Origin of the sequence: Phaeobacter sp. S60, from assembly GCF_000826845.1 — a bacterium.
Lineage (GTDB): Bacteria > Pseudomonadota > Alphaproteobacteria > Rhodobacterales > Rhodobacteraceae > Phaeobacter > Phaeobacter piscinae.
In genome coordinates, this window is record NZ_JSWJ01000017.1 from 1 (window position 1) to 26942 (window position 26942).

Below are 26942 nucleotides of genomic sequence, written 5' to 3' on the forward strand. Positions count from 1 at the left end.
CATGGCTTCGATGCTTTCGTTCCACGCCACCAATACGGTTTTTGGCTGCGCGGGCAGGGGCGCATCATCCGGCACCACAAGCACAGGCGCGCGGCCTTCGAAAAGGGCCGCTTCGACAATGGCCTCCGCCTCGGCGGGACGGTCCTTGCCGTAGGGCTGGCCCAGCACGACAAGATCGCAAAATCGCGCCAAACGCGCAACGTGGCGGCCGATATCAGCCATCTGTGCGACGCCCGTCTCGACGTTGAAACTGACCGCCGACTGCGCCAGCCGCTTCGTCGCGATTGCTTCGATTGCGTTTACTTCCTCCTTGGCGCGGGCCAAGGTTTCCTGCAGCACCATTGCGTTGGCACCCGCATAATAATAACCCGTCTGCGTGCGATCCACGCCAAGGCACAGCGCGTCAACATGGCCGTCGGCCAGCCGGGTCAGCGAGATCGACTGCTCCAGCTGTGTTTCGGTGTTCGCGGGGGTGGTCAGAACAGTCAGCAGTGTCTTGTAGGACATATTAACCTCGCATGTGTATGGGCGACTGCAACAAACTGGTGGTTGTGCCGCGAGTTGCGTCATTATGAAGGTGCTTCTCACATTCTGCGGCAAACTGTCTTGATACAGATCAAAGCGTTGTCTGGCGCAGTTTTGCATTTAAGGCTCAGAAAAAACTGTCTGACGCGTGCCAGAGAATCGTGTCGGGCAAGGAAAAGGGACGCAAGATGTCTAATTATATCAAGCTAATCGTGCTTGGTTTGGTCACGCTCTTTGCGATGATCGCGACCAATTACGCGCGGGATTTGGCCTATCAGGTTCACGCGATCATCATCATGATCGTGGCTGGCGGGCTGTTTCTATACACCCTTCGACACACCGATGAGCCTGCGGTTGCAACGGGATCGCTGCAGGGCGAGTACTTTGACAGTGTGGTGCGCGCCGGTGTGGTGGCAACCGCGTTCTGGGGCGTGGTCGGGTTTCTGGTGGGTGTTTTCATCGCCTTCCAGTTGGCCTTCCCGGTCCTGAACTTTGAGTGGGCGCAGGGGCTGGCCAACTTCGGGCGGCTGCGGCCTCTGCATACTTCGGCGGTGATTTTTGCCTTTGGTGGCAATGCGCTGATCGCGACCTCATTCTATGTGGTGCAGCGCACCTCGGCCGCCCGTCTCTGGGGGGGTAATCTGGCGTGGTTTGTGTTCTGGGGCTATCAGCTGTTCATCGTGCTGGCGGCGACCGGCTATCTGTTCGGGTCAACCCAGTCCAAGGAATATGCAGAACCGGAATGGCATGTTGATCTCTGGTTGACCATCGTCTGGGTGGCCTATCTGGCGGTGTTCCTGGGCACCGTGATCAAGCGTAAGGAGCCGCATATCTATGTGGCAAACTGGTTCTACCTTGCGTTCATCGTGACCGTTGCCATGCTGCATTTGGTCAACAACATGACGATCCCCGTCAGTATCTGGGGTTCCAAATCGGTGATCATGTGGTCGGGCGTGCAGGACGCGATGGTGCAATGGTGGTACGGTCACAACGCTGTGGGCTTCTTCCTGACCGCGGGTTTTCTTGGCATGATGTACTACTTCGTGCCGAAGCAGGCTGAGCGTCCGGTGTTCTCGTATAAGCTGTCGATCATCCACTTCTGGGCATTGATCTTCCTCTACATCTGGGCGGGTCCGCACCACCTGCATTACACCGCTCTGCCGGATTGGGCCTCGACCCTTGGTATGGTGTTCTCGATCGTGCTGTGGATGCCCAGCTGGGGTGGCATGATCAACGGTCTGATGACCCTGTCCGGGGCCTGGGACAAGCTGCGCACCGACCCGGTAATCCGGATGATGGTGATCTCGATCGGCTTTTACGGCATGTCCACCTTTGAAGGTCCGATGATGTCGATCCGTGCCGTGAACTCGTTGTCGCATTACACCGACTGGACCATTGGTCACGTTCACTCCGGCGCGCTTGGCTGGAACGGCATGATCACCTTCGGTGCGCTGTACTTCCTGGTGCCGGTTCTGTGGAAACGTGAGCGTCTCTACAGCCTCAGCCTGGTGTCCTGGCATTTCTGGTTGGCCACCATTGGCATCATTCTCTACGCGGCATCCATGTGGGTGACCGGCATCATGGAAGGCCTGATGTGGCGTGAAGTCGATGCCAACGGGTTCCTCGTGAACTCCTTTGCAGACACCGTGGCTGCGAAATTCCCGATGTACGTGGTGCGCGCTCTGGGTGGGGTCATGTTCCTCGCTGGTGCCCTGATCATGTGCTACAACCTGTGGATGACTGTACGGCGTGCGCCGGCCAAAGAGGCCAGCCTGACCGTCGCAGTCCCTGCTGAATAAGGAGGGCCCGAGCAATGGGAATTCTCGACAAACACAAAATCCTCGAGACCAACGCGACCCTCCTGCTGGTGTGCAGCTTCCTGGTTGTCACCATCGGTGGTCTGGTCCAGATCGCACCGCTGTTCTGGCTGGAAAACACCATCGAAGAGGTGGAAGGCATGCGTCCCTACACCCCGCTGGAGCTGGCCGGGCGTGATATCTACATCCGCGAAGGGTGCTACGTCTGCCACAGTCAGATGATCCGCCCCATGCGCGATGAGGTCGAACGTTACGGACCATATTCGCTGGCCGCAGAGTCGATGTATGACCACCCGTTCCAATGGGGATCAAAGCGAACCGGTCCGGATCTGGCCCGTGTGGGCGGTCGCTACTCGGACGAATGGCACGTCGATCACCTGCGCGATCCGCAGTCGGTGGTGCCGGAATCCGTGATGCCAAAGTACGGCTTCCTTGAGAACAACCGGATTGATGGCGAATACATCGGTGATGTGATGGCGGCAAATGCGTTTGTCGGGGTGCCGTATTCCGAAGGGATGTTGGAGAACGCACAGGCAGACTTTCGTGCGCAAAGCAATCCTGATGCCGACTATGACGGCCTGCTGGAGCGCTATGGCGAGAAGGTCAGCGTCCGGAACTTCGACGGTCAGCCCGGGATCTCCGAAGCTGACGCTTTGATCGCCTATCTGCAGATGCTGGGGACCTTGGTTGATTTCTCGACCTTTACCCCCGTCGCCAACCGCTGATTGGAGGCAGACATGGACATTTATACTCTGCTTCGGGAATTCGCCGACAGCTGGATGCTGCTCTTCCTGTTTGTGTTCTTTCTGGCCGTGGTGGTCTGGGCGTTTCGCCCTGGCAGCACCAAGGTTTACAAGGATACCGCCAACATCCCCTTCCGGCACGAAGACAAACCCGCCCCAGAAATGGGTAAAGCCAAGGAGGCGCGGTCATGAGCAAGAAAGTGAAGAAGTTCGAGGACGACCCGAACACCACCGGCCACAGCTGGGATGGAATCGAGGAATTCGACAACCCGATGCCGCGCTGGTGGCTCTGGACCTTCTATGCGACCATTATCTGGGCCATCGGCTATACCGTTGCCTACCCGGCCTGGCCGGGGATCCAATCGGCAACAGCCGGTGTGCTGGGCTGGAACTCCCGGGCGCTGGTCGCTGAGGAAATCGCAGCCGTGAACGAGGCCAACGCCCCGATCAACAGCCGTCTGGAGGAGATTGAGCTGGCGTCTATCACCACCGACCCCGAGTTGAACGGCTATGCGGTTTCGGCTGGCTCGGCGGTGTTCAAGACCTGGTGCGCCCAATGTCACGGCGCTGGCGCAGCCGGGGCGAAAGGGTATCCGAACCTTCTGGATGACGACTGGCTTTGGGGCGGGTCGATGGAGGACATCCACGCCACCATCGCCCATGGTATCCGCAATGAAGAGAGTGACGATGCGCGCTACTCTGAGATGCCAGCCTTTGGCCGGGATGAGTTGCTGGAGAAGGAAGAGATTGATCAGGTCGTGAACTATGTGATGTCTCTTTCGGGTGAACCTCAGGATGCCGCCAAGGTCGAGGCGGGGTCTGTGATCTTCGCGGACAATTGTGCTTCTTGCCACATGGACGATGGCACCGGTGACCGCTCCCAGGGGGCGCCGAATCTCGCAGATGCCATCTGGCTCTATGGTGGGGATCACGCGACACTGACCGAAACCGTCTACAACTCGCGTTACGGGGTCATGCCAAACTGGAATGCGCGCCTGACAGAGGCCCAGATCCGCGCGGTCACCGCCTATGTGCACCAATTGGGTGGCGGTGAATAGGGCTGCGCCCTTTCATACAGTATCAGCATCGAGCGGGGCTGCCTTTGGGCGGCCCCGTTCCGGTTCAGCATGTTGGCACATGGTTGATTTCCCCCTTGAAGCTACAGTCACTGTAGGATGTAGCAGGGGTGGGCAATCAAATAGGTGATCTCATGCCCGATACCCGTTTTCTTGACGTAACACCGATGCTCGACAGCAAGGCACCAGCGATAGCTGCGTTGATCTCAGAACGTGGCTGGCAGCAGCTGTCCCCTCATGAACGGATCGGTGCAGCCTATGACTACGTCCGCGATGAGATCCTGTTTGGCTATAATGTGGCCGACACGCGCCCCGCCTCGTTGGTACTTGCGGATGGCTACGGTCAGTGCAACACAAAGGCGACGCTGCTGATGGCCGTGTTGCGCGCGCTTGGTATCCCGTGTCGACTGCACGGGTTCACCATCGACAAGAGCCTACAACGCGGAATAGTGCCTGAACTTGTGTATTGGATGGCGCCACGCAACATCCTGCATTCTTGGGTTGAGGTTCGTCTGGACGCCCGATGGATCAATCTTGAGGGGTTCATTCTAGATCAGCAGGTCTTGGGTTCGTTGCAAGCGGCGTTTCCGGGCCGGACGTCGTTATGTGCCTATGGCGCGGGGACCGATTGTCTGCAAGCGCCAATGGTCAGCTGGCAGGGGCGAGATACCTACATTCAGCGAACCGGTATCAATGCCGATCTTGGTGTTTTCGACAGTCCGGATGCGTTCTTTGGCGAATATGAACAGGCACTGACGGGGGTGCGGGGGTGGCTCTACCGAAACATCATTCGTCATTGGATGAACCACCGAGTGGCTGCGATCCGGCGCGGGGCTGTGCCGACGCTGCCTGGCGGCGATAACGCGCTGATGCCGGATGTTCCGGCTCGGGTTTTTACGGATCGCTGAAATCGCAGCACCTATTTTACGGGTCTTTGATCCCTGTCAAATACCCAAGCAGCGTTCCTGGGTAATATCCCTTCTTGAGACAGTGCCGTCGGTTCGCCCTTTCCAGCGCCGATGGCTGTCCAGTTCGCCCTCCTGATTTGCAGGGGCGGACCCGGCGTCGGCTTTTCGATCTGTTCGCGCGTTTCCTGAAAAGCCGACGCCCTGACGCTCCCAGAGGACTGACAGGGCTGATGTGTCCTTGTGAACGCCGCGCTACCCAGCGCGCAGCGATCACGCTATGCTCTTTCTCAGAGAGAAGGTGCTCAGCGAATGAGCCTGCGCTCTGGTGTCACATCTGCGACGCGGCGACGCGCGGGGGCTTGTCGCAATAACATGTAAACACCTGTATTATAAGAGATTATGGTGCGTGCTGTAATTTCGGACAGAATGCCGCGCCCGGTTGACGGCGTCCGAGTAGCGGCAAAGATGCGTTCCGTATATGCGTTTGATCCACGTCAAGGTTCGTCCGTGGCGCATCTGGGACAACCGCTGCAACAAAGCAAGATTTGGAGTGAGTCCGTGAGCGATTCCGATCCCGTCCCCAGCCTGTATGCCGCCCATGAGCCGATTTTCCCTCGCCGTGTGTCCGGGCCGTTTCGAAACCTGAAATGGTATATCATGGCGGTGACGCTGGGGATCTACTACCTGACGCCCTGGATCCGGTGGGACCGGGGCCCGGCACTGCCGGATCAGGCGGTGTTGCTGGATCTTGCCAACCGGCGCTTTTATTTTTTCTGGATCGAAATCTGGCCGCATGAGTTCTACTTCGTCGCGGGCCTGCTGATCATGGCCGGTCTGGGGTTGTTTCTGTTCACCTCGGCGCTTGGCCGTGTCTGGTGTGGTTACACCTGCCCACAGACTGTCTGGACCGACCTGTTCATTCTGGTGGAACGCTGGATTGAAGGGGATCGAAACGCACGATTGCGTCTGCATCGCCAGAAAAAGCTGGATTTCAGAAAGGCGCGGCTGCGGGTTACCAAATGGGTCGTCTGGCTCCTGATCGGGCTCGCAACCGGGGGCGCATGGGTGTTCTACTTTGCGGATGCACCAACCCTGCTGCGGGATCTGCTGACGGGTCAGGCCCACCCCGTTGCCTATACCACGATGGCCATTCTGACCGGCACCACCTTCCTTTTTGGCGGCTTTGCCCGAGAGCAGATCTGTGTCTATGCCTGCCCTTGGCCGCGTATTCAGGCCGCGATGATGGACGAAGATACTTTGACCGTAGGCTACCGCGAATGGCGCGGAGAGCCACGTGGCAAGCCTCGCAAGACCGATGAGCCCGGTTTGGTGCATGGCGACTGCATTGATTGTATGGCCTGCGTCAACGTCTGCCCGATGGGGATCGACATTCGCGATGGGCAACAGATGGAGTGTATTACCTGCGCCCTCTGTATCGATGCCTGTGACGATGTGATGGAGCGGATCGGCAAACCGCGCGGATTGATTGACTACATGGCGCTGAGCGATGAGGCGAATGAGCGCGCAGGACATGCGCCCAAGAACATCTGGAAACACATCCTGAGGCCGCGGACCATCATGTATACGGCGCTATGGGGGAGTGTTGGTCTGGCGCTGTTGTTTGCCCTGTTCATCCGCTCTGACATCGAACTGACGGTTGCTCCGGTGCGCAACCCGACCTTTGTGACCCTCTCCGACGGATCCATCCGCAACACCTACGATGTGCGGCTGCGCAACAAGACTGGTGAGCCTCGCCCGTTTGAGCTGTCGATCAAGGGGGAGCCTGCAATGCAACTGGAACTGGAAGGGGTCGATGGCACGATTGTCACCGTACCTGCGGATACCAGCTTCCTTCAGCGGGTCTATATCGTGGCACCAAAAACCGCCGAGGCTGCATCTGCACGCAGTACGCCGGTGCGGATCTGGGTCGCTGATCTCGACAACGGAGAGCGCGCGTATAAGGATACCAGCTTTAATGGGCGGGGAGCCGGGCAATGAGTGAAGGTAAAACACCACGGCAGTTCACCGGCTGGCACACGCTCATGGTCTTTGGCGGGGCGTTCACCGTGATCATCGGCGTCAATATTGCGCTGGCGGTCAACGCGGTGCGCACCTTTCCGGGGCTTGAGGTGAAGAACAGCTATGTCGCCAGCCAAAGCTTTGATGCCCGCCGTGATGCGCAGCAGGCGCTGGGCTGGTCGGTCTATGCCTCGGCTATCGGCGATCAGGTGAAACTGGAAATCACCGATGCCGATGGTGCCCCGGTTGAGGTCGCTGCGTTGCGCGCGACCCTTGGCCGTGCGACCCATGTGAAGGACGACCAGACCCCGGATTTCCGGTTTGACGGCATGGCTTATGTTGCTCCGGCTGAGTTGAGCGCTGGAAACTGGAACATCCGAATGGTCGCGCGGGCGGAGGACGGTACGGAGTTTACGCAGCGTGTCATCCTGCATGTGGCGCGGTAAACGATGAGCACCGTCGTCCGCCCCCAGCTTGCGGCCTGTCCGGGCTGCGTTGCTGCACCAAATGGCACAGTAGAACAGGCGCCAACGGAGGCGCGTCTGGCGCTGTCACTGCCCAGCATCCACTGTCAGGCCTGTATCTCTACCGTTGAGCGCGGACTGAACGCGGTGCCGGGCGTGCGGAGCGCGCGGGTGAATCTCACACTGAAGCGCGCGCTGATTGAGGCGGACCCCGAAATGCGCGCATTGGATCTGGTGCCGGTGCTGGAACATCTGGGGTTCGAGGCGCATGAGCTGGACCTCGCGGCGCTAAGTGCAACCCAGACAGATCAGGCCGGTCGTGACCTGTTGATGCGGTTGGCGGTTGCCTTCTTCGCCTCCATGAACGTGATGCTGCTGTCGATTTCGGTCTGGTCCGGGGCGAGCGACGCAACCCGCGATATGTTCCATTGGATCTCTGCGGCGATCACCTTCCCGGCGATCTTGTTTGCGGGGCAGCCGTTTTTCCGCAATGCTTGGCAAGCCCTTCGGGTGGGGCGGTTGAATATGGACGTGCCGATTGTTCTGGCAATTGTTCTGGCCCTGCTGACATCGCTGTGGGAGACCTCCCTGTCCGGAGAGCATGCGTATTTCGATGCGGCGCTGACGTTGACCTTCTTCCTGCTGGCCGGGCGGTATCTGGATCATCGCACTCGCGCGGTCGCCCGATCCGCTGCGGAGGAATTGGCCGCCCTGGAAGTGCCGCGTGCGCTACGCCTGAATTCGGCGGGGCAACCGGTGGAAGTGGCGGTCGCAGATCTGGTCATTGATGACCATATTCTTGTGCGCCCCGGTGGGCGAATGCCCGTAGATGGCGTCGTGCTGGAGGGGCAGTCTGAACTGGACCGATCCCTGCTGACCGGTGAAACGCTGCCGGTTTTTGCCGAAGTCGGAAGCTCGGTTTCTGCGGGTGAGGTCAATCTGACCGGTCCCTTGGTGATCCGCGCGACGGCGGTCGGGAACGAAAGCTCTCTGCATCAGCTGGCGGATCTTGTCGCTATCGCGGAATCCGGACGCTCGCGCTATACCTCATTGGCGGATCGTGCCGCGAAGCTTTATGCGCCGGGGGTTCACATCCTGTCGGGACTGGCCTTTCTCGGCTGGTACCTCTTCACCTTCGACATGCGGGTCGCGCTGAATATCGCGGCAGCTGTCTTGATCATCACTTGCCCCTGTGCGCTGGGGCTGGCGGTGCCTGCGGTGACCACGGCAGCCTCGGGCCGTTTGTTCAAAAAAGGTATGTTGATCAAACATGCAACCGCGCTGGAACGTCTGGCTGAGGTGGATACCGTCGTTTTCGATAAAACCGGCACGCTGACCAACGGGCAGCCGCGCTGTGATGATTTTGACCAATTGTCGTTGTCGGACCAGAGGCTGGCCTATGCGTTGGCGCAGGGATCGGACCACCCGCTGTCAGTCGCAATCTGCCGTGCGGCCGCGCAGGCCGGGATCAAGGCGGCCGTTGTGACGGCACAAGAAGAAGTTCCCGGATATGGCAGTGAAGCCTTGTATGCGGGGCAACGTGTGCGTCTTGGTCGTGCGGCCTGGGTCGGAGCCGAACCGGGGGAGAAGACAGCGGCCTATCTTGATCGGGGGGCAGGCGCACCGCAGGCTCTGACGTTTTCCGACAGTCTGCGGCCCGGCGCTGCTGACGCCGTTAGGGCGCTTTTGAACGCGGGCAAAGATGTCTGGCTGATCTCCGGTGATGCAGAGGGGGCGGTTTGTGATCTTGCAACGCGTCTTGGAATTAAGAGCTGGATTGCCGCAGCCTTGCCACAAGACAAATGCGACCAAGTATCACTGTTGTCGCAGCAGGGGCATCGGGTGTTGATGGTAGGCGATGGGCTTAATGACACGGCAGCGCTGGCGGCGGCCCATGTCTCCATTTCGCCGGCCTCGGCGCTGGATGCAGCACGGGTGGCTTCCGATATTGTTCTGCTAGGGCAGGATCTGTCACCTATCGCTGAAGCCTGCACCGTTGCCCAGAAAGCCACCCGCCGCATCCGCGAGAATTTCCGCATTGCGACGCTTTACAATGTGATCGCAGTTCCCCTCGCAGTCGCTGGGCTTGCGACCCCATTGGTGGCCGCCTTGGCGATGTCGACCTCGTCGATTACAGTATCCCTGAACGCGCTGCGCCTGCGGTAGTGACCCGCGCAGGCTGCGGCTGATCCAGACCAAGAGAGTTTTGATGAGCGTACTGACCTATCTGATCCCGATATCCCTGTTCCTGGGGGGCGTTGGCCTTGTCGGGTTCCTTTATACTGTGCGTTCGAATCAATATGATGATCCTGAAGGGGACGCCCGCCGCATCCTGAGCGATGAATGGGACGACCATCCAAAGCCCTGATAAGGCCCTTTCCAACCGGTAGCAGTCAGTCACAAGAAAAGGCGCCTCAGGGGCGCCTTCTCCTGTTGGCTCTGCGATCCCGCGCTTAGGAGGGACCGACCGTTTCGCAAGTGATATTGCGGGCAGAAAGGCGGCGGCAGGCGAGGGCCGCACTCTCTTTGGTCATGCCAAGAAAATTGGCATCAAAGCCACGAGGTGTTCTGACAACTTTGCGCAGGCTGCCGTCCAGGGTGGCCATTTCGGCCAGGGCCGTACGCAGCAGCACCTTTTCGGCCTGATAGCGGCTGCCGTAGCGCCCGACATTGATCCCCCAGTACCGCCCGCCTGATGTAGACAGGCGGGTGACAACGACGGGTTCCGGTTCTGCGGTCGTCTGGTTTTCGGCCAGCCGCGCGGGACGGGCCATCGGACGCAGCCCGACAAAGGGACGCGGCTTGGCGATCGGGGTTGAGGCCTGCTCGGCGACGGCAGCGATGACTTCTGCCTCCGCAATTGCTGCGGTGATGCTGGCCTGTAGCACATCGCGATCCAGCTTTGGTGCGGCTTCGCTTGCGGCTGAAGGTGCTTCGCTGGTTGGCGCATCGGCGGTCGTGGTGCTTGTCTGCGCCTCTGCCAGCAGCGTCGATGTGTCCGGTTCGGCGGATGCCGGGCGACCTTTGGGACGCAGGCTGGTTTTCACCAGACCCGAAACGCGAATGGTTTTGCCTGCGGCACCATTTGGCGCGCTGTCACCAGCGCTGGCCAACTGCGTTCCGAGACCCCGATTGCCTTGATAAGGTGGGCGAGCCGGGCGGCGGAGTTTGGCGCGACTGGGCGCGCGGCGAAAGCCGAGATCCAGCAGTTCGGCCACTTTGGCATTGCGGGAGGTGGAGGATTTGCCACCAAAAACCGTTGCGATGACCCGTTCATTGCCACGTTCGGCCGAGGCGACGAGGTTGAAACCGGCTGCACGGGTGTAGCCAGTCTTGATCCCATCGGCGCCACGGTAGGCCGCCAGCAAGCGGCGGTTGGTGTTGGGCACCTTGCGCACGCCCGCATCCGTCGAGCGGCGCGAGAAGAGGTTGTAGTATTCGGGATAGTCATAGAGCAGATGCCGCCCCAGCGTTGTCATGTCGCGGGCAGTGGACATATGCCCCTTCTGGGTCAGGCCGTGCGCATTTTTGAAAGTGGTGCGCGACATGCCAAGCGCCTTGGCAGTGCGGGTCATGCGCCGGGCAAAAGCGGCCTCAGATCCGGCCAGTGTCTCGCCGATGGCAGTGGCGGCATCATTGGCGGATTTCACTGCAGCGGCACGGATCAGGTAACGAAAGGCAATGCGCTGACCAGTTTTCAGGCCCAGCTTGGAGGGCTGTTCAGAGGCGGCGTTGCGGCTGATTCTTACCTTGGTATCGAGGCTGATCTCGCCGTTGCGGACCGCCTCGAACGCGATATAGAGAGTCATCATCTTGGTCAGGGAGGCGGGGTGCAGCCGGGTATCAGCGTTGCGCGAGTGCAAGACCTCTCCGGTCCGGGCGTCAATCACCATCGCAGCGTATGGCGCAGCCATTGCATCGGGGGGCGCAGTTGCGACCATCGATAGGAAAATAACCAGTCCCAAGACCCAACGCCCCAGACGGGAACACGCCCGTCCTGCGCGGATCAGCGGAGTCCGCCTGACCTGCACGATATCTGCCATTTTTGCCTCTTGCCGCCGGTTTTCCGACTGACGTTTTTTGCCTGTATTAAAAAAAGCGTAACACAGGGTCTGTTCGGAATAAACAGTGAGGTTTTTAAGGGAAAATCGCGAACGGGCCAGAGGCTTCGATATCTAGTGGAAGGTCTGGAGAGTACCCACTACATCGGCGGTTGGTTAAGGAAGTGTTAGCAAAAAAAGTCGCAGAGCTTGGGGTCTTGAGCGGTTGGGCGCTGCCATCTGGTGCAGGGATGCAACAAGGTTGAGCGCAGACACTTCCTGTTGGCTCCTCGCCAGTGTGATGGGTCGCTTGCGGCACTCTTGCCCGGGCGCCTCATCAGGGGTGATGCTGGCCGGTAAAGTAGAAGGGACCTGTATAGGCCAGTTCCAGAGAAAACGCGCAGGGGGCAGAGATTCGCGCGGTGATAGCCGCCCGCAGCGCCGCAAGTAACCTGTTGGAAAAATCTGCATCGCGATGCGGCTTCACCAGCACGGAGACCTTCACCGCAACATGGGTGTGGTGATAGGCATCGGTCGGGTAACCGCGCCCCTTGCAATCGCCCGCACCGTCGTCGTGGGACAGGATGACCTGTTCGATCTCAGCAAGGATCGCAGGGATATCGAGATCGAGATCGCTGCTGTATTTTATTTCGGCATGAGGCATGGGCGTATCCATCGGGTTGGGCCATTGGGCGTTGGGTGAGGCCGGGGGCGGATCAACTGATCCGCGCCACCAGCGCGGGCAGGGCGCTCAGATCGGCAATTTCAGTATATCGGGAGCTGTGAACCGGGGCTGGGGCGTATTCCACTTCCCAGACCAAACCATGCGGTACATAGGTGCCCCAGCCGCCCGCCTCGATGATGGGCACCACGTCGGATCGCATGGAGTTTCCCACCATCATCGCATGTTCTGGACCATCGCCGTGTCGTGCAAAAATCTCGGCATAGATCTGAGGCGTTTTCTCCGACACGATCTCAACGCCGTCGAACAGATCCCCCAAACCGGACTGCGCCAGTTTGCGCTCCTGATCCAGAAGATCGCCCTTGGTGACCAGCACCACCCGGTGGCTGTCAGCCAACGCCTCAACCGCGCTTTGCGCATTGGGCAGCAATTCGATCGGGTAGGACAGCATCATCTGGCCTGCGACAATCAACTCCTGAATTACGCTTGCCGGCACGCGGGCATCCGTCACCTCAATGGCGGTTTCGATCATCGACAGGGTGAAGCCTTTCACGCCGTAGCCATAGCGGCCGAGGTTCTGCTTCTCCGCAGCCAGCAGACGTGCGCCGAGAGCTTGCGAATCGAGCTCCCGCGGGACGTGGTCCATCAGCAATTCGGCAAAGCGATCCTGAGTAATGCGGAAAAATCGTTCATTATGCCAAAGGGTATCATCGGCATCGAAGCCAATTGTTGTCAATTTTCGGGTCAATACGACACGCTCAATGCCTTTTCCTATTCACCAGAAAGGCTATATAAGCGGAACACCAAAATCCATCCACGATCGGAAGTCTGTGCCAATGCTGCCTACGCCAGTTATGATGTCGGATCACTCAGATGACGACACCGATCTCGGTGTCCTCACCAAGACCCGGCCCAAAACGCAGCGTCCGCCGCGCTATAAAGTGCTGTTGCTGAACGATGATTATACCCCGATGGAATTCGTGGTCATGGTGCTGGAGCGGTTCTTCAACATGACCCATGCCGAGGCGTTTGAAGTGATGCTGACCGTGCATAAAAAGGGCGTCGCTGTGGTTGGCGTGTTTAGCCACGAGATCGCCGAGACCAAGGTCGGGCAAGTAATGGATTTTGCCCACCGCCATCAGCATCCTCTGCAATGCACGATGGAAAAAGAAGAATAATAAGAGGCTCCTAAATGTCTGTGCGTCTGTCCCTGGCCGTCGAGACGGGTGTATTTCCCGTGCCCGAAACCGGCCGTATCGCGGTGTTTCACCCCGCCTCAGATATGGATCTGTCGGCACTGCCGAAAGAGCGGATACTGATCGTTCAGCCCTTTGCTCCTGATTATGCAGCCCTTGCGGCGCAGGGCTATGACTGTGTGCCTGAGGTGCCTGCTGAGGCACGGTTTGCGGCAGCGGTTGTGTTCCTTTCGCGTGCTAAGGCGCTGACGCGTGGCCTATTGGCGCAGGCGGCAGAGCTTTGCGACGGGCCTGTCCTGGTCGATGGCGGCAAGACGGACGGCGTCGATTCGGTGCTGAAAGCTCTGCGCGCACGCTGCGGGGTGTCAGCACCCATCTCAAAAGCCCACGGGAAGGCGTTCAGCTTCGATGCGACAGGCACCGATCTGAGCGACTGGCAGGCTGCAACCACGCAGATTGACGGAGGGTTTCAGACCGCTCCAGGGGTGTTTTCCGCCGATGGTGTCGATCCGGCCTCGGCCCTGCTTGTCGCTGCACTGCCGGAAAAGCTGGGCCGTAATGTGGTCGATCTTGGCGCCGGCTGGGGATATCTGTCTTCAGCGGTTCTTCAACGAGAGACCGTGCAGACGCTGCATCTCGTCGAAGCTGACCACAGTGCGCTTAACTGTGCACGACAGAATATAAACGATCCCCGCGCCCAGTTTCACTGGGCGGATGCCCGCAGTTGGCAGACAACCGAGCGGGTCGATTGTGTCATCTCCAACCCGCCGTTCCATACCGGTCGCGCGGCGGAGCCATCGCTGGGGCAGGCCTTCATCACCGCAGCCTCCGGGATGCTGGCACCTGCCGGGGTGTTCTGGCTGGTTGCCAATCGGCATCTTCCCTATGAGGCCACGCTTGCCGAACAGTTCGCTACGGTGACGGAGGTCGCAGGTGACAACCGCTTCAAAGTGCTGCAGGCCAGCCGCCCACGCCGTCATCGCCGCTGACGCAGGCGGACGACAAAGGATGGTTCACTTGTTTCTGTCCGCAGTCTAGGTTGCAGAAAAGAGGCTGGCCGCTGGTGCATCCTCTCGATCCTGACGGAGGTCATTTATGTCTTTTTCCATTTCCGGCAAAACGGCCATCGTCACTGGCTCAGCCAGTGGTATTGGCCTTGCGATTGGTAAACAATTCGCTGCGGCTGGGGCCAATGTGATGTTTGCGGACACAGACGAAGCAGCCCTGCTTAGTGAACTGGGCACCCAGGCAGATGAGAGCAATATTCGCTATTTTGCCGGGGATCTGCGGGAGCGGTTGACCATCGCCAACCTTCTGTCTGCAACCATCGATGCCTTTGATGAGGTCGACATTCTGGTCAACGGCGCGCGGCAAGTGGTGCCAACCGATCCGCTGGATCCGGATGACGACTCGATGGAACTGCTGCTCAATGAAACCCTGCTGCCGACCATGCGTCTGTCACAACAGGTGGCGCGGCGTATGATCAAACAGGGGGAACAGCGTGACAGCAGCGGACCCAATGGCGCGATCATCAACCTGTCATCCATCGCGGCACGTCGGTCCCACCCTGAGCTCATGGCCTATTGCGTGGCCTCGGCCGCACTCGATCAGCTGACGCGCTCTTTGTCGGTGTCGCTTGCACCGCATCGGATTCGGGTCAACTCCATTGCTTTCGGATCGGTTATGAGTGCCTCGATGCAGGCCACGCTGAAGGACAACCGCGCGTACCGGCAGGATATCGAACGGCATACGCCACTTGGCCGGATTGCTTCTCCCAGTGAGCTGACCGAGGCTGCGCAGTTCCTTGCCTCCGACGCAGCCGCCTTTATGACCGGACAGATTGTCACATTGGACGGTGGGCGCACGTTGCTGGACACGGTTGCCGTGCCGGTCCATTAAACCATCTCCCACCTCTCCTGCGGACATAGGCGACCAGATGAGCACCGATATGATCAACGAAAAGGCCCGCGCAGCGGCCTGGTTCAAGTCTTTGCGCGATGACATCGTCGCAGCTTTCGAAGCACTGGAAGACAGCCACAACAGCGGCCCGCTCTGTGATCAGCCTGCCGGCCGGTTCGAGGTCAGCGACACCGCCCGTCGCGCCGAGGATGGCAGCGATGCGGGCGGCGGCCTGATGAGCGTGATGCGCGGTGGCCGGGTGTTTGAGAAGGTTGGCGTCAACATCTCCGAGGTTTACGGCACCCTGGGGGCACGCGCCCAATCTGCCATGGCGGCCCGCAAGGGGATCCCAGGCATGCAGGACGATCCGAGGTTCTGGGCCTCCGGCATTTCCCTTGTTGCCCATATGCAGAACCCCCATGCGCCCGCAGTCCACATGAACACGCGGATGTTCTGGACCCCGCATGCCTGGTGGTTCGGGGGCGGCTCGGACCTTAACCCTTGTATTGAGTATGACGAAGACACGGCCCATTTCCACCGCACCCAGGAGCAGCATTTGGCACCGCATGGGGACACGCTCTATGAAAAGCTGAAAGACTGGGCGGATGAGTATTTCTATATCCCGCACCGCAATCGGGCGCGGGGCGTCGGCGGGATCTTCATGGATGATCGCAACACTGGGGATTGGGAGGCTGATTTTGCCCTGACGCAGGACATTGGCCGCGCCTTTCTTCCCGCCTATCTGCCATTGATTGAAAAACGACGGCCGATGGCATTTGGCGCACCGGAAAAGGACATTCAACTGGTCCATCGTGGCCTCTATGCGGAGTATAATCTGGTCTATGACCGCGGAACCAAATTCGGGCTCGAAACCGGTCATGATGCCAATGCGGTGCTGATGAGCCTGCCACCAATGGCCAAATGGATCTGACGTCGCGGTGTTTTGCTGATTGCGGCATGGGGATGCCTTGGTCATTGCTCTGATCGGTCGGTCGCGCTTTACTGAGGCAAAGCGTGGGATTGCACGCAGATCCGGGGCAGATCAGGGCAGGTCCATATGAGCAGACTTTGGCTGTTGATTGCAGCAGTATTGATGCTGGCCTCTTGCGGGTCACGCACCACATCTGTCGCGCTGCCTTCACCGCCGATCGGTCAGCCGGTCCAGCCGGGGGAGACCGCTGCCAGCCTCGCCGTGGCGCGCGCGCGGTTGATCACCCATCCCAAATTTGGCGACAGTGATCCACACCCCTGGGATGGCCGCACGCCCTGGTCCTATCCGATCCACGGGATTGATGTTTCGCGCTGGCAAGGCGACATTGACTGGCGGCGGGCGAAGGCGGCGGGCATCAGCTTTGCCTATCTCAAGGCGACCGAGGGCGGTGATCTGGCGGATCCGAAATTCCGTGATCACTGGCGCGGCGCACGGCGGGCGGGGGTGAAACGCGGCGCGTACCATTACTTCTACTTCTGCCGCCCAGCGGCGGAGCAGGCGCGCTGGTTCATCCGTCATGTCCCGCGCGACAGTCAGGCCTTGCCCCACGTGCTGGATATGGAATGGACGCCCCATTCACGTACCTGCACAAAACGGCCTTCCGGCAGTAAAATCCGTGCTGAGGCGGATCGGTTTCTCGATATTCTTGAGGCGCATTACGGACGTCGCCCGGTGCTCTACACCACCGTTGATTTCTACCGTGATACTGGCATCGGCCGCCTGAGGGGCACCGAATTCTGGCTGCGCTCTGTTGCGGATCACCCCCATGTTACCTATCCCGGCGCGCTTTGGCGGTTCTGGCAATATACCGGCACCGGGCGGGTGCCGGGGATTGAGGGGAACGTCGATCTGAATGTCTTTGGTGGCGGGCCAGAGCGGTGGTTGCGCTGGTCCGGTCAGATCTGAGGCACCACACTTGGCGCATCTTCTGGCTGAAAATATCCCGGAGCGCGAGGCAGCGCCTCGCACCCCTTGGTCAGCCCTTAGCGTTTCCAGTCAAAGAAGCCTGCCCCGGCTTGGGCCAGCAGCTTTGCCGCCATCTCACGGCCCAGTTCCGCGCCGTCTTCAACCGGGCAGAACTGCTCATCGCTGATCGCCTCGGAACCGTCTGGGCGTAGAACTTCGCCGCGCAATCGCAGTGTTCCGCCGTCAAGGGTGGCCAGCCCGGCAATCGGGGTTTCGCAGGAGCCGTCAAGTGCGGCCAGAAACGCGCGCTCTGCCGCCAGCCGCTCTCCGGTTTTGCGGTCGTGAAGGGCGGCCAGCATATCGCCGGTGCGGCTGTCATCCGCGCGCCGCTCAATCCCGATGGCGCCTTGGGCAACGGCGGGCAGCATGTCCTCAGGTGGAATGGGGGTTGCGGGCACCTGATCTGCGCCGAGCCGGTTCAGACCGGCCATTGCCAGGAATGTGCATTCCGCGACACCATCGCGCAGCTTGGTCAGGCGAGTCTGAACGTTACCGCGAAACTCCACGACCTGCAGATCGGGGCGACGATGCAACAGCTGGGCGCGTCGTCGCAGGGAGGAGGTGCCGACAACCGCTCCCTCGCGTAGATCAGCGATGGCGGTGACATCTGGCGAGACGAAGGCGTCACGCACGTCTTCGCGGGGCAGATAGGTCTCCAGCAGCAGCCCGGCAGGCTGCGTCACGGGCATATCCTTCATCGAATGCACCGCGATATCAATGGCGCCGGACAACAGATCCTCTTCGATTTCCTTGGTGAACAGACCTTTGCCGCCCAGATCCTTCAGCGGTTTATCCGCCGCGATCAGCGCCTGATTGTCGCCGCTGGTTTTGATCACCACGATCTCAAAGGCATCTTGTGGCAGATCGAACGCCGCAACCAGCCGGGCGCGTGTTTCATGGGCCTGGGCCAGCGCCAGAGGCGAACCGCGGGTGCCGATTTTCAGGGGCGAAGCGGGGGAGGGCAGATCAATCTGTGTCATGTATTGACCCTTAATCGCGACATAATGCCATGACAAGCACCGGTCCTGCTGCCCTTGACAATTTGCCGCCAAGGCTAGACCTCAGATGCAACATAGATATGAGGGTGACCATGGCCGAACAGAAGAAACTGCTGCGCGCATTGGCGGGCGAGACACAGGATGTGCCGCCGATTTGGATGATGCGTCAGGCCGGTCGCTATCTGCCGGAATATCGAGCCACACGGGCCGAGGCGGGCGATTTTCTGTCGCTATGCTACAATCCGGAGCTGGCAACCGAGGTCACCCTGCAGCCCATCCGCCGCTACGGGTTCGACGCCGCGATCCTTTTTGCCGATATTCTTCTGGTGCCGCAGGCTCTGGGGGCGGATCTGTGGTTTGTAACCGGCGAGGGGCCGCGCCTTTCGACAATCACCACCGAAGCGGATTTTGCCAAGCTGGGCCCGGTCAGCGATATTCACGAAACGCTGAACCCCATCTATGAGACGGTGCGCTTGCTCTCTTCGGCGCTGCCTTCTGAGACCACGCTGATCGGCTTTGCCGGTGCGCCCTGGACTGTCGCGACCTATATGGTTGCCGGGCGCGGCACCCCAGATCAGGGGCCTGCGCACCTGCTGCGTCAGGAGAACAACCCGCTGTTTGAGGCCCTGCTGGCGCGCATCACAGAGGCGACCATTGAATATCTGTCGATGCAGATCAAAGCCGGTGCGGAGGTGGTCAAGATTTTTGACAGCTGGGCAGGCTCGCTGCGTGGCGAGGCGTTTGAGAAATACGCGCTGGAGCCGTGCCGCCAGATCACCGATGCGTTGAAAGAGCGTCATCCGGGTATCCCGGTCATTGGCTTCCCGCGTGAGGCCGGTGACAAATATGTCGGGTTTGCCAAGGCAACCGGGGTGGATTGCGTCGCGCTCGATAATTCGGTGGATCCTGAATGGGCGGCAGCCCATGTTCAGATAGACGGCTGTGTGCAGGGCAATCTCGCGTCTCGTCATATGGTCACCGGCGGTCAGGAACTGGTGGATGACACCCGCCGCATCGTCAAAGCCTTTGGGAACGGGCCGCATATCTTCAACCTTGGTCATGGCATCACGCCTGATGCGGACCCGGACAATGTGCAGCGCATGATTGATGCGGTGCGGGGCGGCTGATCCGTCTGCGCGCCACAATGTAATGCTAGCGATAATCTTGCGCGCTGAGGCCAATTGCGGCATCAGCGCCTTTTGCGATCACGCCGAAAGGGCAAGTCGATGGACTACAAGAAATCTGGCGCCCCCAAAAAGGGCAAGAACAGCCCGCGCCACCAAGAACACAACGCCAAAGGGTCCGACAAGAACCCCTACGGTGGCCGCGAAACAAAAGCGGACCTGCTGGCGCGGATGAAGGCGGCAGCTGAGAAAGCCAAGAAAGCCGACTAACCTAGCGCCGGCGCTGCTTCAGCTCCGCCAGTATTTGGGCCGTATGCTCACCGCGTTCTGGCGCGGGAGGGGCGGTCCAATCGCCCTGACCCGAGAATCGCGGCGCGGGTGCCGCCTGCAGGCCATTGTCTGCCATGGTCCATGTCCTGCGCGTGTTCATGGGGTGGGTCACGGCTTCTTCCGGCGACAGAACTGGGGCCACACAGGCGTCGCTGCCATCGAATAGATCGGCCCAGTAGTCGCGCGTCTGGGTCGCAAAGATCCCCGTCAGCCGCGCGGCGAGCACGGGCCAAAGCCTTTTGTCATGCTGCTGGGCGAATTGCGCGTCCTCGTCCAGATCCAGACGTGACAGAAACTCCGCATAGAACTGCGGTTCCAGACATTGCACGCTGATATGGCCGCCGTCAGCGCAGAGGTAGCAACGGCTCCAATGGGGCCCATCCAGCAGGCTTGCCCCGCGCGGCGTTGCAAACTGCCCGGCCTGCTGCAATGTCATCAGCAGGTTCATCATATGGGCCGATCCATCGTATATCGCTGCGTCGACCACACATCCGGACGGGCTATCATCGTGGGCGTTTCCACGCTTCACAAGTGCCGCAAGAATACCAGCGACCAGATAAAGCGCACCTCCACCAATATCGCCCACCAGCGTCGCGGGCGGCTGGGGTGGCGTTCCTGGCGTCGCGTCATACCAAAGCGCGCCTGAGAGCGCGGTATAGTTCAGATCATGGCCTGCAGTCTGCGCCAGTGGGCTGTCCTGCCCCCAGCCTGTCATGCGGCCATAGATGAGATCAGGGTTACGGGCATGGCAGTCCGCAGGCCCAAGGCCGAGACGCTCCATCACGCCGGGACGAAACCCCTCAATCAACGCATCGGCGTTTTCGACCAGCTGCAGCAGCGTCTCCACATCGGCCGCTGATTTCAGATCCAGCATGATGGAGCGTTTGCCACGGTCGATGATCGGATGGGGTGGCATCAGACCTGCGTTGTGCCCTTTGCGGTGGACGCAGATAACGTCAGCCCCAAGATCTGCCAGCATCATCGCGGCAAAGGGCGCAGGCCCCAGCCCTTCAATTTCGATCACACGAATACCCTGCAGCACGGCGGCGCCTCCTTGGTCGTGGTGCTGGCGGATCGGCCAAGCATTCTGCGCAGCTTAGCGGCTTTCTGTTCTTTCCCAACAAGGCCGTTGCGGCACGTCTTGAGCGAGGCTGAATTTGGATCGGGTTTTCTGAAGAAATGTCTTGAAGCTCTAGTGGCTGTAGCAACTACATAGGTCGCTGACAGAATATGAGAGCAGGAAAGGCGGCGTTTAGATGGCCAGAGATACGGGTGAGCAGCTGGAGTGGCGGGTCACGGGCATGGACTGTGGGTCCTGCGCGACGAAACTGCGCGGCGCGGTTGAACGATTGCCGGGCGTCAGCGGCGTTGAGGTCGCGATGATGGCCGAACGGCTGCGTCTGGATCTGGACCCGCAAGAGGGGTCGGTGATCGCCGTGGAGAAAACGGTGCGCAAGTTAGGGTTTGATCTAAAGGCCCGTGATGATGGTTCGGGGACTGACCGGACGCCTTGCTGCGACGCCACGCAGACCGGCTCTGCCACCGCAACTGAGACACCTGCATGGTATCGCAGCGGTAAGGGGCAACTGCTCCTTGGGACCGGTTTTCTTCTGGTGCTGGCCTGGGGGATCAAACTCATGGCATCTCCTACGGTAGGTCTCTGGGCGTTTATGCTGGCAACCCTGATTGGCGTGGCCCCCATCGCACGCCGCGCCTTTGCGATGCTGCGGGCGGGAATGCCTTTCACCATCGAAATGTTGATGTCGATTGCGGCGATTGGTGCCTTGTTTATTGGCGCTGCTGAAGAGGCCGCGCTGGTGGTCTTCCTCTTTGCCGTGGGCGAAATGCTGGAAGGATTGGCCGCGAACAAAGCACGAGACGGGATTCGTGCGCTGGCCGATCTCGTGCCCAAAATTGCGTTGGTGGAGCGGGGAGATGTATTGGAGGAGGTCGCAGCAGACAGTCTGCGTGAAGGTCAGATCGTTGTGGTGCGCCCGGGTGACCGCGTGCCCGCCGACGGCGCGGTTATTGATGGCGTCTCCGGCGTCGACGAGAGCCCGGTGACAGGCGAAAGCGTTCCGTGTCTGAAAGAGCCCGGTTCCGAGGTTTTTGCCGGATCCATCAACGCCGAGGCCGTCCTGCGGGTGCGCGTGAGCCGTGCGGCGGCAGATAACACGATCTCGCGGATCATTCGCTTGGTCGAAGAGGCCGAAAGTGCCCGCGCCCCGACTGAGCGATTTATCGACCGTTTCAGCCGTGTGTACATGCCCATCGTTGTGGGGGTCGCCTTGTTGGTGGCACTGGTGCCACCGCTTGGCTTCGGTCTGGATTGGGACACCTGGATTTATCGCGCGCTTGCGCTGTTGCTGATTGGTTGCCCCTGCGCGTTGGTGATCAGTGTTCCGGCGGCCATTGCGTCGGCTTTGTCAGCTGGTGCGCGCCATGGTCTGTTGCTGAAGGGGGGCGCGGTCATTGAGGCCGCGGCGGGCACCACGCATGTGGCTTTTGACAAGACCGGGACACTGACCTGCGGGCGGCCGCAGGTCACGGATATCGTCGTCTATCATGGCAGCGAGGATAAGCTGTTGGAACTGGCCGCCGCGGTGGAACGCGAGTCGAGCCACCCGCTGGCGGAAGCGATCTGCACGCGGGCGGCGGACAGCGGCGTGGAGATTCCGTTGGCACAGGAGGCCCGCGCGGTGCCAGGCAAGGGCGCCTCAGCCAAAGTCGGATCCGTTATGATCACAGTCGGGTCCCCGCGTTTTGCCTCAGAGACCAGTGTCATGACAGAGGCCGCCCTTGCGCAGGCGGCCAAGCTGGAATCGCAGGGCAAGACGGTCGTCGTCCTGTTCAGCGAAGAGATACTCTACGGGCTGATCGCGCTGCGTGATGAACCCCGCGAAGATGCAGCTGACGCGGTGCGCGCGCTGGCGCGGATGGGGATCACCGCGACCATGTTAACCGGAGATAATGCCCGCACGGCAGAGGCAATTGCCGGGCACTTGGGCTTGGACCATCACGCGGAGCTGGTGCCGGAGGGTAAGGTTGCGGCGCTACAGGCGCTCACCCGGCGTGCTCAGGTCATGATGGTTGGCGACGGGATCAACGATGCGCCTGCGCTTGCGACCGCTCAGGTCGGGGTTGCAATGGGGTCGGGCACTGACGTGGCGCTAGAGACCGCAGATGCAGCGATCCTCCGCAACCGTGTTAGCGACGTGGTTGGCGTAATTCGGCTGTCCCGCGCGACGCTGACCAATATCCGTCAGAACGTCGCCGTTGCGCTGGGGCTTAAGGGGGTGTTTCTCGTGACCTCGGTTCTTGGCATCACCGGTCTGTGGATTGCCATTCTGGCTGACACCGGCGCCACGGTGCTGGTAACGCTCAATGCGTTGCGCTTGCTGTCGTTCAAACCGTCCCCGGCGAGCAGCGACAGCTGACAGGCGCCGCAGTCAGCCGTCCCAGAAGATCAGTAATGCGGTGGGCGTTCGTCACCGATGACAACCCCGCCGCCGCCATCCTGCTCACGGGCGGCTTCGCGCTGATACAGCATCGCGACACGGTGGGTCAGCCGGTCGATCTCTGATTGCTGCCGGTTGATGACCTCGCTCAGCTCATCGACGGTGCGCGTCAGGTGGGCGATCTGCTCTTCAAGATGTTGCATGGCTGTCTCCTTGGGGCTCACGCTCTCATATGCGCTGGCGGCGGGCGCGTCCATGCTGTCACAAGTCTGAAACACGGTGCCCGCATGTGAGGCAGCGCGGAGACGCCTTGCCGGGAGTACACCTCTGCCGCCTTGCTGTCAGCCCGCCCTTGGGCTAGACCGCCGGGCGAGTATCTGACCCATTTGACACCCCGAGGAGGCCAAGATGGCCAAAGTCAAGAAACAGCCCCGCCCCAAGGCGATCACGCCCAAGGGCTTCCGTGACTATTTCGGCGAAGAGGTGAGCCAGCGCAGCGATATGCTGCAGGCCATCGCGGGGGTTTATCATCGCTACGGGTTTGATGCGCTGGAATCTTCTGCGGTGGAAACCGTTGAAGCGCTGGGCAAATTCCTGCCCGATGTCGATCGTCCCAATGAGGGCGTCTTCGCCTGGCAGGAATACGACGAAGGTGGCAACGGTGATTGGATGGCGCTGCGCTATGACCTGACGGCCCCGCTGGCCCGGGTTTACGCCCAGCACCGCAACGACCTGCCGACGCCATATCGCCGCTACGCGATGGGGCCGGTGTGGCGCAATGAGAAGCCCGGTCCTGGGCGCTACCGCCAGTTTTACCAATGTGACGCCGATACCGTTGGCACTGCTTCTATGGCGGCGGACGCCGAGATCTGCGCGATGCTCTCTGATACGCTGGAAACCGTCGGCATTCCACGCGGCGACTATCTGGTGCGGGTGAACAACCGCAAAGTGCTGAATGGCGTGCTGGAGGCCATGGGGCTTGAGGCAGGCGATGCCAAGCGCGACGATGTGCTGCGCACCATCGACAAGTTCGACAAGGTGGGCGAGGCCGGCGTGCGCGAATTGCTGACCAAGGGGCGACTGGATGCTTCCGGTGCGTTTATCGACGGTGTTGGTTTGTCGGAAGATCAAGCCGCACCGGTGCTGGCCTTCCTGACGTCCAAGGGGGTGGATGCCGCCAAGACCCTTGCCAACCTCAGCGACGCGGTTGGCAGCAGTTCCATTGGGGCTGAGGGTGTTGGCGAGCTGGAGCAGATCGGCGATCTACTGGCCGCAGGCGGCTACGGTGCTGACCGCATCGACATTGACCCATCGGTGGTGCGCGGTCTGGGGTATTACACCGGACCAGTTTATGAGGCGGAACTCACCTTTGAGATCCTTGACGAGAAAGGCCGCAAGCGGCAGTTTGGCTCGGTCTCTGGCGGCGGTCGTTATGATGATCTGGTAAAGCGGTTCACCGGTCAGGAGGTTCCTGCAACCGGTGTGTCCATTGGCGTCGACCGTCTGTTGGCGGCGCTGCGCGAAAAGGGGCGGATCAAGGCCGAGGCCACTGGACCCGTCGTCGTTACCGTGATGGATAAGGCCCGCATGGCGGATTATCAGACCATGGTGGCTGAATTGCGCAATGCAGGCATCCGGGCTGAGGTCTATCTGGGCAACCCCAAGAATTTTGGCAATCAGTTGAAATATGCGGACAAGCGCAATTCGCCGATCGCCGTGATTGAGGGTGGTGAAGAAAAGGACCGCGGTGTGGTCCAGATCAAGGATCTGATCCTTGGCGCTCAGATTGCTGAAAACGCCACCTTGGAAGAGTGGAAAGAACGCCCCAGCCAGTTTGAAGTGCCACGCGGTGATTTGGTCGCCAAGGTGCGCGAAATCCTTGCAGGGCAGGGCTGAACGATGGGGGATCGTCTAAGTGCCCTGACGCTGGCCGCCCGGCTGCGCATGAGTTTTGAGGCTGCTGGCGCACGGGTGGTGGAGCCGCCCTTCCTGCAGCCTGCGGAGACCCTGTTGGATCTCTATGGTGAGGACATCCGTGCCCGCGCTTACGTGACCTCAGACGCGCTGCGCGGAGAGCAGATGCTGCGCCCCGATTTCACCGTGCCAGTGGTCGAGATGCACATGCGCGACGGTGCAGAGCCTGCGCGTTATACCTATGCAGGCGACGTATTTCGGCGTCAGGAACACGACGAGGACCGCGCCAACGAATATCTTCAGGTCGGGTATGAGGTCTTTGAACGCCATGATCCGGCGGGATCCGATGCCGAGGTTTTTGCGCTGATTGCGCTGCAACTGCGCGACTTGCCCGTGCGCGCGGCAACCGGCGATATTGGTATCCTGATGGCAGCAGTCGAGGGCCTTAATACCACGTCGTTGCGCAAGGCAGCCCTGATGCGCCATATCTGGCGACCGCGCCGGTTTCGGGCAATGCTCGACCAGTTTGCCGGACGCAGCCCAGTTGCGGAAAGCCGTCGCAAGCTGCTGTCTACCGAAGGGGTGCTGACGGGGAAGGTGCCCGCCATTGGCAAACGTCGCCCGGCGGAGGTGGATGCCCGTGTTGAGGCTCTGCGCGCTGATGCAGCAGCCCCGCCGATTGCGGAGAATGAGCTGACCGCGCTAGAGGCGCTGATGGCGGTGCGTGAGACCATTCCGTATGCATCTGAACAGCTGCGCGATATCGCGGTGGACCTGCCTGCGATCAACCCTGCGCTAGACCGGCTTGATGCGCGTACCGCGGCGATGAAGGCGCGTGGCATTGATGTCGACAGCCTTGATTTCGAAGCTTCTTACGGTCGCACGTCGATGGAATACTACGATGGCTTCGTGTTCGGCTTTTACGCCGATGGGCGTCCAGATCTGCCGGTGATTGCCAGCGGTGGTCGCTATGACGCGCTGACGCGGCAGCTGGGACAGGGGGCAGAAATTCCCGCCGTTGGCGGTGTGGTTCGTCCCGATCTGATGCTGCTGCTGGAAGGGGCAAAGTCATGAGTCTGAAGCTTGGGGTGCCGTCCAAGGGGCGGCTGATGGAGAAGACCTTCGAATGGTTCGCCAAACGCGGAATTACCCTGTCGCGGACCGGATCGGATCGTGAATATGCCGGCGCAGTCGAGGGGATTGAGGGGATCGATCTGGTTCTGCTATCCGCAGGGGAGATGCCCCGCGAACTGGCCGCCGGGCGCATCCATCTTGGGGTGACCGGGACCGATCTGGTACAGGAAAAACTACCCCTCTGGGAGCAGCAGGTTGAAGAAATCGCAGGGCTCGGCTTTGGTCATGCCGATCTCATTCTGGCGGTGCCACAAATCTGGGTCGACGTGGAGACCATCGACGATCTGGATGCGGTCGCCGCCGCTTTCCGTGCGAAACACGGCCATCGGCTGCGGATCGCGACGAAGTATCACCGTCTTGTGCGTGAGTATCTGATGGATGCAGGTGTTGCGGATTATCAGCTGGTAGATAGCCAAGGCGCGACCGAGGGCACCGTTAAGAACGAGACGGCTGAAATGGTTGCCGATATCACATCAACCGGGGAAACCCTGCGGGCCAACCACCTAAAGCTGATGTCAGATGGCCTGATCCTGCGCTCGCAGGCCACGCTATGGCGCAGCCGGGTGGCGAAATACAGCGCCGAGGAAAAGGCCACATTGGGCGACCTGTTGGAACGCCTGCACGGGTAATCCGGGCAAGAGATTCGAGCCTAATTGGC

At 60.4% G+C, this 26942-nt stretch carries 26 protein-coding genes and 1 pseudogene; 20 read left to right on the plus strand and 7 right to left on the minus strand.

Annotated features, from left to right (window positions below):
• Positions 1-507: pseudogene (locus OO25_RS15705) on the minus strand (universal stress protein); the annotation flags it as partial.
• 206 nt (positions 508-713) lie between these two features.
• On the opposite strand from OO25_RS15705, the gene ccoN reads away from it, so the two are divergent.
• From ccoN to ccoS, 9 genes are all read left to right on the plus strand, one after another.
• The gene (gene ccoN / locus OO25_RS15710; RefSeq protein ID WP_040174579.1) at positions 714-2324 is read left to right on the plus strand and encodes a cytochrome-c oxidase, cbb3-type subunit I; all 1611 of its coding nucleotides are present in this window, start codon (positions 714-716) and stop codon (positions 2322-2324) included.
• Between the two features lie 14 nt (positions 2325-2338).
• Entirely contained in the window at positions 2339-3067 is a 729-nt protein-coding gene (gene ccoO / locus OO25_RS15715) for a cytochrome-c oxidase, cbb3-type subunit II (protein WP_040174578.1), read from the plus strand.
• 12 nt (positions 3068-3079) lie between these two features.
• Entirely contained in the window at positions 3080-3277 is a 198-nt protein-coding gene (locus OO25_RS15720; protein ID WP_040174575.1) for a CcoQ/FixQ family Cbb3-type cytochrome c oxidase assembly chaperone, read from the plus strand.
• Complete coding sequence (ccoP, locus tag OO25_RS15725) at positions 3274-4143, plus strand: cytochrome-c oxidase, cbb3-type subunit III (RefSeq protein WP_040174574.1); 870 nt, start codon at positions 3274-3276, stop codon at positions 4141-4143. Before OO25_RS15720 ends, ccoP begins: the two co-directional genes overlap by 4 nt.
• Before the next feature lie 152 nt (positions 4144-4295).
• Positions 4296-5069 carry a transglutaminase family protein gene (locus OO25_RS15730; protein WP_040181095.1) on the plus strand — a complete coding sequence of 258 codons (774 nt, stop codon included), beginning with the start codon at positions 4296-4298 and terminating at the stop codon, positions 5067-5069.
• A gap of 558 nt (positions 5070-5627) precedes the next feature.
• Positions 5628-7067 (plus strand): cytochrome c oxidase accessory protein CcoG, encoded by a 1440-nt coding sequence (ccoG, locus tag OO25_RS15735; RefSeq protein ID WP_040181229.1) that lies wholly within the window; start codon positions 5628-5630, stop codon positions 7065-7067.
• The gene (locus OO25_RS15740; RefSeq protein ID WP_040181097.1) at positions 7064-7534 is read left to right on the plus strand and encodes a FixH family protein; all 471 of its coding nucleotides are present in this window, start codon (positions 7064-7066) and stop codon (positions 7532-7534) included. The genes ccoG and OO25_RS15740 overlap by 4 nt, the downstream gene beginning before the upstream one ends.
• Before the next feature lie 3 nt (positions 7535-7537).
• On the plus strand, positions 7538-9718 hold the full coding sequence (locus OO25_RS15745; RefSeq protein ID WP_040181099.1) for a heavy metal translocating P-type ATPase: 2181 nt from the start codon (positions 7538-7540) through the stop codon (positions 9716-9718).
• A 43-nt stretch (positions 9719-9761) separates the two neighbouring features.
• Complete coding sequence (gene ccoS, locus OO25_RS15750) at positions 9762-9920, plus strand: cbb3-type cytochrome oxidase assembly protein CcoS (protein WP_024095921.1); 159 nt, start codon at positions 9762-9764, stop codon at positions 9918-9920.
• Positions 9921-10005: 85 nt separating this feature from the next.
• Here ccoS and OO25_RS15755 read toward each other — a convergent pair whose 3' ends face one another.
• The 3 genes from OO25_RS15755 to OO25_RS15765 form a co-directional block, all read right to left on the minus strand.
• Positions 10006-11595 carry a D-alanyl-D-alanine carboxypeptidase family protein gene (locus OO25_RS15755; protein WP_040181100.1) on the minus strand — a complete coding sequence of 530 codons (1590 nt, stop codon included), beginning with the start codon at positions 11593-11595 and terminating at the stop codon, positions 10006-10008.
• Between the two features lie 334 nt (positions 11596-11929).
• Complete coding sequence (locus OO25_RS15760) at positions 11930-12268, minus strand: hypothetical protein (protein ID WP_040181102.1); 339 nt, start codon at positions 12266-12268, stop codon at positions 11930-11932.
• Between the two features lie 40 nt (positions 12269-12308).
• Positions 12309-13022: an HAD family hydrolase gene (locus OO25_RS15765; protein WP_040181104.1), complete on the minus strand. Its 714-nt coding sequence runs from the start codon at positions 13020-13022 to the stop codon at positions 12309-12311.
• 88 nt (positions 13023-13110) lie between these two features.
• Between OO25_RS15765 and clpS the strand changes: the two genes are divergently transcribed.
• The 5 genes from clpS to OO25_RS15790 all read left to right on the plus strand — a co-directional run bounded on the left by clpS (position 13111) and on the right by OO25_RS15790 (position 17266).
• Positions 13111-13452 (plus strand): ATP-dependent Clp protease adapter ClpS, encoded by a 342-nt coding sequence (gene clpS / locus OO25_RS15770; RefSeq protein WP_014875880.1) that lies wholly within the window; start codon positions 13111-13113, stop codon positions 13450-13452.
• Positions 13453-13466: 14 nt separating this feature from the next.
• The gene (locus tag OO25_RS15775) at positions 13467-14459 is read left to right on the plus strand and encodes a class I SAM-dependent methyltransferase (RefSeq protein WP_040181105.1); all 993 of its coding nucleotides are present in this window, start codon (positions 13467-13469) and stop codon (positions 14457-14459) included.
• Between the two features lie 106 nt (positions 14460-14565).
• Positions 14566-15369, plus strand: a complete 804-nt coding sequence (locus OO25_RS15780; protein WP_040174557.1) for an SDR family NAD(P)-dependent oxidoreductase — start codon at positions 14566-14568, stop codon at positions 15367-15369.
• Positions 15370-15406: 37 nt separating this feature from the next.
• Complete coding sequence (gene hemF / locus OO25_RS15785; protein ID WP_040181106.1) at positions 15407-16300, plus strand: oxygen-dependent coproporphyrinogen oxidase; 894 nt, start codon at positions 15407-15409, stop codon at positions 16298-16300.
• Between the two features lie 126 nt (positions 16301-16426).
• On the plus strand, positions 16427-17266 hold the full coding sequence (locus OO25_RS15790) for a GH25 family lysozyme (RefSeq protein WP_040181107.1): 840 nt from the start codon (positions 16427-16429) through the stop codon (positions 17264-17266).
• A gap of 77 nt (positions 17267-17343) precedes the next feature.
• Here OO25_RS15790 and hemC read toward each other — a convergent pair whose 3' ends face one another.
• Complete coding sequence (hemC, locus tag OO25_RS15795) at positions 17344-18306, minus strand: hydroxymethylbilane synthase (RefSeq protein ID WP_040181230.1); 963 nt, start codon at positions 18304-18306, stop codon at positions 17344-17346.
• A 110-nt stretch (positions 18307-18416) separates the two neighbouring features.
• Here hemC and hemE point away from each other — a divergent pair, with 110 nt between their 5' ends.
• The gene (hemE, locus tag OO25_RS15800) at positions 18417-19451 is read left to right on the plus strand and encodes a uroporphyrinogen decarboxylase (RefSeq protein WP_040181108.1); all 1035 of its coding nucleotides are present in this window, start codon (positions 18417-18419) and stop codon (positions 19449-19451) included.
• Positions 19452-19550: 99 nt separating this feature from the next.
• Positions 19551-19718, plus strand: coding sequence for a hypothetical protein (locus OO25_RS23000; RefSeq protein WP_014881143.1), 168 nt, complete (start codon positions 19551-19553; stop codon positions 19716-19718).
• Position 19719: 1 nt separating this feature from the next.
• Here the strand turns inward: OO25_RS23000 and OO25_RS15810 are convergent, their stop codons facing one another.
• Entirely contained in the window at positions 19720-20820 is a 1101-nt protein-coding gene (locus OO25_RS15810; RefSeq protein ID WP_040181109.1) for a CaiB/BaiF CoA-transferase family protein, read from the minus strand.
• Between the two features lie 214 nt (positions 20821-21034).
• On the opposite strand from OO25_RS15810, the gene OO25_RS15815 reads away from it, so the two are divergent.
• On the plus strand, positions 21035-23215 hold the full coding sequence (locus OO25_RS15815) for a heavy metal translocating P-type ATPase (protein WP_040181110.1): 2181 nt from the start codon (positions 21035-21037) through the stop codon (positions 23213-23215).
• A 29-nt stretch (positions 23216-23244) separates the two neighbouring features.
• Here the strand turns inward: OO25_RS15815 and OO25_RS15820 are convergent, their stop codons facing one another.
• Positions 23245-23439, minus strand: a complete 195-nt coding sequence (locus OO25_RS15820; RefSeq protein ID WP_014875870.1) for a SlyX family protein — start codon at positions 23437-23439, stop codon at positions 23245-23247.
• Between the two features lie 205 nt (positions 23440-23644).
• Here OO25_RS15820 and hisS point away from each other — a divergent pair, with 205 nt between their 5' ends.
• From hisS to hisG, 3 genes are read left to right on the plus strand one after another with little or no spacing between them, the layout of a single operon-like run.
• Entirely contained in the window at positions 23645-25132 is a 1488-nt protein-coding gene (gene hisS, locus OO25_RS15825) for a histidine--tRNA ligase (protein ID WP_040174544.1), read from the plus strand.
• A 3-nt stretch (positions 25133-25135) separates the two neighbouring features.
• Positions 25136-26224 carry an ATP phosphoribosyltransferase regulatory subunit gene (locus tag OO25_RS15830; RefSeq protein WP_040174541.1) on the plus strand — a complete coding sequence of 363 codons (1089 nt, stop codon included), beginning with the start codon at positions 25136-25138 and terminating at the stop codon, positions 26222-26224.
• Positions 26221-26913 carry an ATP phosphoribosyltransferase gene (gene hisG / locus OO25_RS15835; protein ID WP_040174540.1) on the plus strand — a complete coding sequence of 231 codons (693 nt, stop codon included), beginning with the start codon at positions 26221-26223 and terminating at the stop codon, positions 26911-26913. The genes OO25_RS15830 and hisG overlap by 4 nt, the downstream gene beginning before the upstream one ends.
• The last annotated feature ends 29 nt before the right edge of the window (positions 26914-26942 follow it).

Bases quoted from the DNA above. Each gene is read 5' to 3' on its own strand.
- hemE (WP_040181108.1), top strand. From the start codon at position 18,417: ATGGCCGAACAGAAGAAACTGCTGCGCGCATTGGCGGGCGAGACACAG.
- hemF (WP_040181106.1), top strand. From the start codon at position 15,407: ATGAGCACCGATATGATCAACGAAAAGGCCCGCGCAGCGGCCTGGTTC.
- OO25_RS15820 (WP_014875870.1), bottom strand. From the start codon at position 23,439: ATGCAACATCTTGAAGAGCAGATCGCCCACCTGACGCGCACCGTCGAT.
- OO25_RS15815 (WP_040181110.1), top strand. From the start codon at position 21,035: ATGGCCAGAGATACGGGTGAGCAGCTGGAGTGGCGGGTCACGGGCATG.
- OO25_RS15790 (WP_040181107.1), top strand. From the start codon at position 16,427: ATGAGCAGACTTTGGCTGTTGATTGCAGCAGTATTGATGCTGGCCTCT.
- OO25_RS15740 (WP_040181097.1), top strand. From the start codon at position 7,064: ATGAGTGAAGGTAAAACACCACGGCAGTTCACCGGCTGGCACACGCTC.
- ccoP (WP_040174574.1), top strand. From the start codon at position 3,274: ATGAGCAAGAAAGTGAAGAAGTTCGAGGACGACCCGAACACCACCGGC.
- OO25_RS15830 (WP_040174541.1), top strand. From the start codon at position 25,136: ATGGGGGATCGTCTAAGTGCCCTGACGCTGGCCGCCCGGCTGCGCATG.
- OO25_RS15755 (WP_040181100.1), bottom strand. From the start codon at position 11,595: ATGGCAGATATCGTGCAGGTCAGGCGGACTCCGCTGATCCGCGCAGGA.
- OO25_RS15730 (WP_040181095.1), top strand. From the start codon at position 4,296: ATGCCCGATACCCGTTTTCTTGACGTAACACCGATGCTCGACAGCAAG.
- OO25_RS15780 (WP_040174557.1), top strand. From the start codon at position 14,566: ATGTCTTTTTCCATTTCCGGCAAAACGGCCATCGTCACTGGCTCAGCC.
- ccoS (WP_024095921.1), top strand. From the start codon at position 9,762: ATGAGCGTACTGACCTATCTGATCCCGATATCCCTGTTCCTGGGGGGC.
- hisS (WP_040174544.1), top strand. From the start codon at position 23,645: ATGGCCAAAGTCAAGAAACAGCCCCGCCCCAAGGCGATCACGCCCAAG.
- OO25_RS15720 (WP_040174575.1), top strand. From the start codon at position 3,080: ATGGACATTTATACTCTGCTTCGGGAATTCGCCGACAGCTGGATGCTG.
- OO25_RS15760 (WP_040181102.1), bottom strand. From the start codon at position 12,268: ATGGATACGCCCATGCCTCATGCCGAAATAAAATACAGCAGCGATCTC.
- clpS (WP_014875880.1), top strand. From the start codon at position 13,111: ATGCTGCCTACGCCAGTTATGATGTCGGATCACTCAGATGACGACACC.
- ccoN (WP_040174579.1), top strand. From the start codon at position 714: ATGTCTAATTATATCAAGCTAATCGTGCTTGGTTTGGTCACGCTCTTT.
- hemC (WP_040181230.1), bottom strand. From the start codon at position 18,306: ATGACACAGATTGATCTGCCCTCCCCCGCTTCGCCCCTGAAAATCGGC.
- OO25_RS15745 (WP_040181099.1), top strand. From the start codon at position 7,538: ATGAGCACCGTCGTCCGCCCCCAGCTTGCGGCCTGTCCGGGCTGCGTT.
- hisG (WP_040174540.1), top strand. From the start codon at position 26,221: ATGAGTCTGAAGCTTGGGGTGCCGTCCAAGGGGCGGCTGATGGAGAAG.
- OO25_RS23000 (WP_014881143.1), top strand. From the start codon at position 19,551: ATGGACTACAAGAAATCTGGCGCCCCCAAAAAGGGCAAGAACAGCCCG.
- OO25_RS15775 (WP_040181105.1), top strand. From the start codon at position 13,467: ATGTCTGTGCGTCTGTCCCTGGCCGTCGAGACGGGTGTATTTCCCGTG.
- ccoO (WP_040174578.1), top strand. From the start codon at position 2,339: ATGGGAATTCTCGACAAACACAAAATCCTCGAGACCAACGCGACCCTC.